Raw genomic sequence first — 7247 nt, forward strand, 5'->3', positions numbered from 1 at the left:
GCCGTTTAACGAAATGGTTGAACTGGATTTATGGATGGTAAGCCGCGCAGCTAAGTTGCAGCGGGAAATTATTGAGGCTTATGACAATTACCAGTTCCATCAGGTAAGCCAGAAACTGATGAATTTCTGCACTATTGAGCTTGGCAGTTTTTATCTGGACGTGATAAAAGACCGCCAGTACACCGCACATCAGCGCAGTAATGCCCGTAAATCATGCCAGACCGCCCTGTACCATATTGCTGAAGCGATGGTGCGCTGGATGGCACCGATAATGAGCTTTACTGCCCAGGAAATCTGGCAGGCACTGCCGGGTGAGCGCAGCAAATATGTATTTACTGAAGTATGGTATGAAGCACTGACAGACGTTCCAGCAGGCCGGTTTGATGACCATTACTGGCAGCAGATACTGCAGGTGCGGGATGAAGTAAATAAAGTGCTGGAAGCAGCAAGACGTGAAGACAAAATCGGTGCCTCACTGCAAGCTGAGGTCACCTTATATGCTGGCACTGAGCTTGCTGCTGTGCTGAGTAAACTCGGTGATGAGTTGCGTTTTGCGCTCATTACCTCAACGGCGCAGGTCAGCAGCGATGCGGCACCTGAACAAGCTGTTGCCACTGATATTGCTGGCTTAAAAGTGCTGGTAACAGCGTCTGCAGCTACCAAATGTGAACGTTGCTGGCATCACCGGCATGATGTTGGCGCCGATCCGGCCCATCCGGGTATTTGTCTGCGCTGTGTCAGTAATGTCGCTGGTAGCGGCGAGCAAAGGACGTTTGCCTGATGCGGTCGTTAAGAGAGACTGGCTGGCGCTGGTGGTGGCTCATTCTGCTATTGATCGTGCTTGATCAGGCGTCAAAGCAGTGGGTATTGCATAAGATTCCCTATCAGGGCAGTATCCCGTTATTACCGGTATTTGAGCTGGCCCATGTCTATAATACCGGGGCGGCGTTTTCATTCCTGAGCGATGCAGGCGGTTGGCAACGCTGGTTTTTTACCGCAATAGCAGTGGTAATTAGTATTGTTATTGCAATATGGCTCAGCCGGGTCGGCCGGGCGCAGCTGAAGCTTAGCCTGGCGCTAGCGTTAGTGCTGGCCGGCGCCATTGGCAATTTGATCGATCGGCTGGTGTATGGCCATGTCATCGACATGCTGCATGTGTTCTACAAAAGCTGGAGTTATCCGGTGTTTAATCTGGCGGACTCAGTTATTTTTATTGGTGCGGTCTTGTTAATCTGGGATAGTTTCAGCAGCACAGCCGAGGTTAAAACATGACAAAAGCTCAAATTGGTGCAAACAGCACCGTGCTGTTTCATTTTGACATCACCCTGACTGATGGCAGCGCGGCCGAAAGCACCCGGGTGCACAACAAACCGGCCAGGCTGCAAATGGGTGATAATAGTATTTCGCCGGCTTTCGAAGCCCATTTAATGGGGATGACGGAAGGCAGTAAAAAAACGTTTACCCTGGATCCGCAGGACGCTTATGGTATGCCCAACCCGGATAACATCTACTACGTTGATCGCAGTAAGTTTTCCAGCGATGCGCCGGCCAAAGTGGGCAGTATTATTGGTTTTACCATGCCGGATGGGTCTGAATTGCCAGGTCTGGTGCGTGATGTAGTGGGGGATTCTGTCACCGTTGATTTTAACCATCCGCTGGCCGGCCAAACCCTGACTTTTAACGTCGAAATAGTAAAAGTGAGCTAAGCCGATGGATATTTTGTTAGCCAACCCACGTGGGTTCTGTGCCGGGGTCGACCGGGCTATTAGTATTGTCGAGCGGGCTCTGGAATTATACGAGCATCCTATTTATGTGCGGCACGAGGTGGTGCACAATAAGTTTGTGGTCGATGGTCTGCGCCGCAGCGGCGCGGTGTTTGTCGATGAGTTGGATGAAGTGCCTGACGGTAATATCGTGATTTTCAGCGCCCACGGCGTGTCGCAGGCCGTGCGGGAAAATGCCAAACAACGTGGGTTAAAGGTGTTTGATGCAACCTGTCCGTTAGTCACCAAAGTGCATATGGAAGTGACCCGCGCCAGTCGCAAAGGCATTGAATGTATTTTAATTGGCCATGCCGGTCATCCGGAAGTGGAAGGCACCATGGGGCAGTATGACAACCCCAAGGGGGGCATTTATCTGGTTGAGTCGGTGGAAGATGTCGCCAGATTGCAAGTGAAGAATCCGGCGCAGCTGTGTTATTCGAGCCAGACAACCTTATCGGTCGATGACACGGCCGATGTGATTGCGGCGCTGCGTCAGCGCTTTCCTGATATCGATGGCCCCCGCAAAGACGATATTTGCTATGCTACCCAGAACCGGCAGGACGCGGTACGTGACTTAGCAGCCAAGGCCGATTTACTGCTGGTGGTAGGCGCTAAAAACAGCAGTAACTCTAACCGGCTGCGTGAGCTGGCTGAAAAGATGGGCTGTACGGCTTATTTAATTGATACTGCGAATGATATTCAGCAAAGCTGGCTGAAAGATATCCAGGCGGTGGGTGTTACCGCTGGTGCCTCGGCCCCCGAGGTGTTAGTGCAGCAAGTCGTCGCACAGCTGCAAAAGTGGGGCGGCCAGACAGTTAATGAAAATCCGGGTCGACCGGAGAATGTGGTGTTTGCTATTCCGGCTGAACTACGCTAAAAAAGCAGCAGGCATTAGGATAAGCACTGTTGCAGCAGGTAAGGAGTTAAGGTGGCTAAAGCAGTAACTGCATCACCTTACCCAATATATCCGCTGCCTGATCTGTGTCAGGGCCGCATGGTGTTAAGAGTGCTGGTACTGGCGCAGGCCGTTGCTATTTTACTGGCATTCGCCCCCGGTACTCAGGATAACCTCTGGCAGCGCCTGGGATTAATCAGTCTGTTTGTCTACTGGATTGCGCTGCTCTCTGGTTACAGCTACTGTAAATTGCGGCCGGTATTGAGCCGGCAAAGACCGTTAACTATCGCCGCAAGCTGTCTGCTGTTACTTTTTTTAACCACCGCTGTGGTGAGTTCTGTTGCCTGGCTGTGGCTGCACAATTCTGGTGTGCTATTTTCGCAAAGTTTCCTGCAGTTTATTCTGGCCAATCTGATGATCGCATTAGTGGTGGGTCTGATGGCTATCCAGCTTGGGCTGATGCATACCGAGCGCAACCAGCAGCTGGCGGCACAAAACCGGGCGGAGCTTGGGGCATTACAGGCGAGGATCCAGCCGCATTTTTTATTTAACAGTTTAAACACTGCAGCAGAATTAACCCAGCAAGATAGTGCGGCGGCTGAACAGGCGCTGCTTAATCTGGCTGATTTATTCCGGGCGGCGATGCATGCCAAAGAGCAGATTAGCCTGGCTGATGAGCTGACACTGGCCCGGCAATATCTGGCATTAGAGCAATGGCGGCTCGGAGAGCGGATGCAGCAAAACTGGCAATTGCCAGCCAGCCTGCCTAAATTGCAGATACCGGCACTGACGATTCAGCCACTGCTGGAAAACGCAGTGCGTCACGGTATTGAAAGCTGCCAGTCCGGCGGTAGCATTGATATCGATGTGATCAATAGCAGTCAGTCTGTCACTATTCTTATCAGCAATCCCTTTTTGCCTGTTATTGACAAAAGCCGCAGTAACGGTGTGGCACTTCTTAATATTCAACAGCGTTTGCAGCTTTTTTTTGGTGACAAAGCAAGTTTAACCCGCAGTATTGTCGATGGCCGATTTCGGGTTAAACTGGTACTACCTAAACCCACGCCTGATGCAAACGGATGAAAGTACTGATTGTTGATGATGAGCCGCTTGCCCGCGCCCGTTTAAGACGGTTGCTTAGTGCTGAACCAGGCTTCAGTTGTGTGGGTGAAGCCAGCAACAGCCAGCAGGCGCTGCAATTATTTCTGCAGCTGCAGCCTGATGTTCTATTACTGGATATTGCCATGCCAGGCGGCGATGGCTTGCAACTGGCGGCGGCACTGGCCAGAGAAGCCGTGCCGCCGGCGGTGATCTTTGTCACGGCTCATCCGCAGCACGCGTTGGATGCATATCAGGTCTGTCCGACCGACTATATTTTAAAACCGGTTTCTGCCCAGCGGCTCAGCGCTGCATTGGCCCGGCTTGGTAATCGTACGCGGGCTCATCTGGAGCGGGTGCAGCAACAAGATGAAGTAATAAGTTATCAGCTGGGTTCTGCGACCAGACAGATTAATTTAAGTAAAGTTTTGTATTTCAGTGCTGACAGCAAATATGTAAAGATGGTTTTTAACGGCGGGGAAGCTTTGCTGGAACAGAGCTTAAGTCAGCTGCAGCAGCGTTATCCAGAGCAGCTTATCAGGATCCATCGGGCGACACTGATTAATAAAGCGTATTTTTCTGCGTTACGTTCAGGTACCGATGGCAAGCACTATGTTGAGTTAACCGGTGTTGATACCCGACTGGAAGTCAGTCGCCGGGCACTCAGCCAGCTAAAGCAGGCGTTAAAGCTTAATCTGGGTTAGCGCCTTATGAGTTGCAACTGACATTACCGCTTATCGGCATAAATAACCTTTCATCCACGTGCAACTCGTGTTGTGATATCTGCCTTGCTAAAGTTAAACTCCAAAGACTTTTATTTTATTCTGAAAACTAATTGAAGGAACATTTATGAGTTGTGGTTTTGTGCTGAACAAAACTCATTCCGGCTTTACGTTGGTAGAGTTGATGGTCACCATTGCAGTAGTGGCGATAGTAGCAACCATTGCCGTGCCGTCGTTCAATGGTTTAGTTCAGGGTAATCGGCTCAGCGGCGCTACTAATCAGTTAGTATCAGCATTTCATCTTGCCCGCAGCGAAGCGATTAAGAGATCACAAAATGTGAGCTTATGTGCTACCAGCGATGGCATTAACTGCACCCCCAGAGCTGACTGGAACAGTTGGCTGGTGCTGGCTGGTAACGAAGTCATTTTGCAGGGACGGGTTAGCAGTGGACTGAATGTCGCCGGGCCTGCAAATACCAATATCATCTTCTCATCAGCAGGATTGGTTCGTGATAACGCAGGAGCAGGTTTAAGCTCCAGTTTGCAGGTTTGCAGCACTTCCGGCGCCTTAACAGAAAATACCCGAACCATGAATTTTGTGGCGGGTGGTAGCATTAGCATTAACAAAGGAGTGTCTACCTGTGGATAATTCGGTGGCAGTTTTCAAATCGCAGCGTGGCTTTTCATTGCTGGAAGTGATGATCGCTGTTTTAGTATTGGGAATTGGTTTACTTGGCACTGCAGCCTTACAGAGCAGTGGCGTACGTAATGTGCAAAGTGCTCATGAGCGGACTGTGGCTACTCTGGTTGCTCATAGTCTGGGTGAAAATATGCGGGCAAATGCTGCCGCTGAACGTTTAGGCATGGCCCGGCCACAAACCGATTATATTGGTGACTGTGAGTCTGGGGGGAGCCAGCATCAGCTTTGGGCTGATCACCTCAGGCAGCGTCTGGGCCAGAGCGCATGTTTAATTTCGGCAGTTAATGGCAACCAAGTGACTATTGGTGTGCGCTGGGATGACAGCAGAGCTGTTCAGGGCAACTCTGCGATGCAATTAGACTACAGGGTAATGTTGTAATGATAAATTTATATCGCAGCAGACAGCAGGGCTTAACAATTGTTGAGCTGATGATCGCCATGGTATTGGGGCTTGTCCTGATGGGAGGCGTAACCGGCGTGTTTATTGCTAATCAGACAACCTATCGGGTAAATGAAGCACTGTCTGCAATGCAAGAGAATGCACGTATGGCATTTCAGTTAATGAGCAGAGACATTCGCAGTGCCGGATTTTCGGGATGCACCAATAACGGCAGTGTTTCTAATGTACTCAATAATGCTAATGCCCAGTGGTGGACTAACTGGCAGGCAAATCAGGCGGGTATCTTAGGTTATACCGCAGCGACGGTGCCTGCTACCCTGGGTACACCAGCACCGGTAAACGATTCTGAAGCCGTGCAACTGATGTTTGGTGGCGGCAGTAGTGTCTCGATTCATGATCATCAACCGAATGCTTCCTCGGCAACGTTGTTTGTCAACAGTCCGAATCACGGTTTATTTCCTGGCGATATCGTGATGGCGTGTGATGATGATCATACCGCTATTTTTCAGGTAACAAACTCTAATGTGAATAATCAGACAGTTGTCCATAATACCGGCGGTGCTCAAACGCCGGGTAACTGCAGTAAGGGGTTAGGTTTCCCTACAGTTTGCACTGCTACTGGTTCGCCTCACCGCTTTGGCAACAATGCCATGTTAACCCGGTTTGAAGCCGTTGCGTGGTACATAGGTTCAACAAATGGTGTCCGTAGTTTATATCGGGCAACCCCAAGACGGACGGGTAACAATACTGCATTAGCGTCTGATGAAATGTTACGTGGTGTGGAACGAATTAACTTAAGATATCTGGAAAGTACAGATACCGCGTTAAAGGCTGCCGATGCTGTTGCGTCCTGGGCAGATGTTGTTGCGGTAGAGGTGCAGTTAGAGATGACCCCCCCAAGCAGGTTGCAACTCGCGGCTGATGCTCTGACTTTCAATTACATGATCAATTTGCGCAACCGATGATGAGGTACCCAATGAGAAACTCAATGATCAGGGAAAAAGGCGTTGCTCTGATAGTCGCATTATTACTGTTGCTTGCGATCAGTACCTTAGCCATTACCTCGATGCGTAATGCAGGCAATCAGGAAAAAATGACGGCCAATCTTTATGATAAAGAACTGTCATTGCAAGCGGTGGAGTCGACTATTTTTGCTGCTGAGCGTTTGGTTGAGGCTAATGTGCTGTCTACCCCTAATTTACTACCGGAACGGGTAATTACTGCAACCACGCCTGATTACTGGCTTGATCCTGCTACTGTCTGGCAAACTCGAGCGGCTGAAAATGCTCAAATGCCAGCGACACAATTTATTATAGAGCACCTGGGCCTATATCAAAGTTATGCCGGTTGCCGCGCTGTGTCGGCCAATCCTGCTGTTGACTGCGAAATGGAAGCCTTCAGAATAACGGCACGCACAGCTCCGGTTGCAGGCCGCGCCGTGGTCATGCTGCAAACTACCGTAGGAGTACCGTTGTAATGAAAACTCTGCTTGCGAATAAATTCAGCTGCCTGATACTGTGCGCCGTTTTTGGTGCTGCGACAGGAGAAGCCGCCGCCAATACAATCAGTATTGCAGATAGTCCGTTGCAAACCGCAGTAGGTTTGCCGCCAAATGTATTGTTTGTTATTGATGATTCGGGTTCAATGCGCTGGGGTTTTACGCCTGATA

At 50.1% G+C, this 7247-nt stretch carries 11 protein-coding genes; all 11 read left to right on the forward strand.

What is annotated here, in order from left to right:
* Positions 1 to 781, forward strand: a 781-nt coding sequence (locus R3177_RS11735) for a class I tRNA ligase family protein (RefSeq protein WP_318971216.1), incomplete at its 5' end; no start/stop codon positions are given.
* Entirely contained in the window at positions 781 to 1272 is a 492-nt protein-coding gene (gene lspA, locus R3177_RS11740; RefSeq protein WP_318971217.1) for a signal peptidase II, read from the forward strand. The genes R3177_RS11735 and lspA, both read left to right, overlap by 1 nt.
* Complete coding sequence (gene fkpB, locus R3177_RS11745; protein WP_318967823.1) at positions 1269 to 1706, forward strand: FKBP-type peptidyl-prolyl cis-trans isomerase; 438 nt, start codon at positions 1269 to 1271, stop codon at positions 1704 to 1706. The genes lspA and fkpB overlap by 4 nt, the downstream gene beginning before the upstream one ends.
* Positions 1707 to 1710: 4 nt before the next feature.
* Complete coding sequence (ispH, locus tag R3177_RS11750; RefSeq protein ID WP_318971218.1) at positions 1711 to 2640, forward strand: 4-hydroxy-3-methylbut-2-enyl diphosphate reductase; 930 nt, start codon at positions 1711 to 1713, stop codon at positions 2638 to 2640.
* Between the two features lie 51 nt (positions 2641 to 2691).
* Complete coding sequence (locus tag R3177_RS11755; RefSeq protein WP_318971219.1) at positions 2692 to 3741, forward strand: sensor histidine kinase; 1050 nt, start codon at positions 2692 to 2694, stop codon at positions 3739 to 3741.
* Positions 3738 to 4460 carry a LytTR family DNA-binding domain-containing protein gene (locus tag R3177_RS11760; RefSeq protein ID WP_318971220.1) on the forward strand — a complete coding sequence of 241 codons (723 nt, stop codon included), beginning with the start codon at positions 3738 to 3740 and terminating at the stop codon, positions 4458 to 4460. Before R3177_RS11755 ends, R3177_RS11760 begins: the two co-directional genes overlap by 4 nt.
* Before the next feature lie 145 nt (positions 4461 to 4605).
* Positions 4606 to 5127, forward strand: a complete 522-nt coding sequence (locus R3177_RS11765) for a GspH/FimT family pseudopilin (protein ID WP_318971221.1) — start codon at positions 4606 to 4608, stop codon at positions 5125 to 5127.
* A 4-nt stretch (positions 5128 to 5131) separates the two neighbouring features.
* Positions 5132 to 5557, forward strand: a complete 426-nt coding sequence (pilV, locus tag R3177_RS11770; RefSeq protein ID WP_318971222.1) for a type IV pilus modification protein PilV — start codon at positions 5132 to 5134, stop codon at positions 5555 to 5557.
* The gene (locus R3177_RS11775; RefSeq protein ID WP_318971223.1) at positions 5557 to 6543 is read left to right on the forward strand and encodes a prepilin-type N-terminal cleavage/methylation domain-containing protein; all 987 of its coding nucleotides are present in this window, start codon (positions 5557 to 5559) and stop codon (positions 6541 to 6543) included. The genes pilV and R3177_RS11775 overlap by 1 nt, the downstream gene beginning before the upstream one ends.
* A gap of 11 nt (positions 6544 to 6554) precedes the next feature.
* Complete coding sequence (locus R3177_RS11780; protein ID WP_318971224.1) at positions 6555 to 7055, forward strand: PilX N-terminal domain-containing pilus assembly protein; 501 nt, start codon at positions 6555 to 6557, stop codon at positions 7053 to 7055.
* Positions 7055 to 7247 (forward strand): hypothetical protein (locus R3177_RS11785; protein WP_318971225.1); only part of this gene is annotated, 193 nt, incomplete at its 3' end. The genes R3177_RS11780 and R3177_RS11785, both read left to right, overlap by 1 nt.

It is taken from the genome of Arsukibacterium sp., from assembly GCF_033722355.1.
Classification (GTDB): domain Bacteria; phylum Pseudomonadota; class Gammaproteobacteria; order Enterobacterales; family Alteromonadaceae; genus Alishewanella.

Coding starts and splice junctions, on each gene's coding strand:
- lspA (WP_318971217.1), top strand. CDS start 781: ATGCGGTCGTTAAGAGAGACTGGCTGGCGCTGGTGGTGGCTCATTCTG.
- fkpB (WP_318967823.1), top strand. CDS start 1,269: ATGACAAAAGCTCAAATTGGTGCAAACAGCACCGTGCTGTTTCATTTT.
- ispH (WP_318971218.1), top strand. CDS start 1,711: ATGGATATTTTGTTAGCCAACCCACGTGGGTTCTGTGCCGGGGTCGAC.
- R3177_RS11760 (WP_318971220.1), top strand. CDS start 3,738: ATGAAAGTACTGATTGTTGATGATGAGCCGCTTGCCCGCGCCCGTTTA.
- R3177_RS11765 (WP_318971221.1), top strand. CDS start 4,606: ATGAGTTGTGGTTTTGTGCTGAACAAAACTCATTCCGGCTTTACGTTG.
- R3177_RS11775 (WP_318971223.1), top strand. CDS start 5,557: ATGATAAATTTATATCGCAGCAGACAGCAGGGCTTAACAATTGTTGAG.
- R3177_RS11780 (WP_318971224.1), top strand. CDS start 6,555: ATGAGAAACTCAATGATCAGGGAAAAAGGCGTTGCTCTGATAGTCGCA.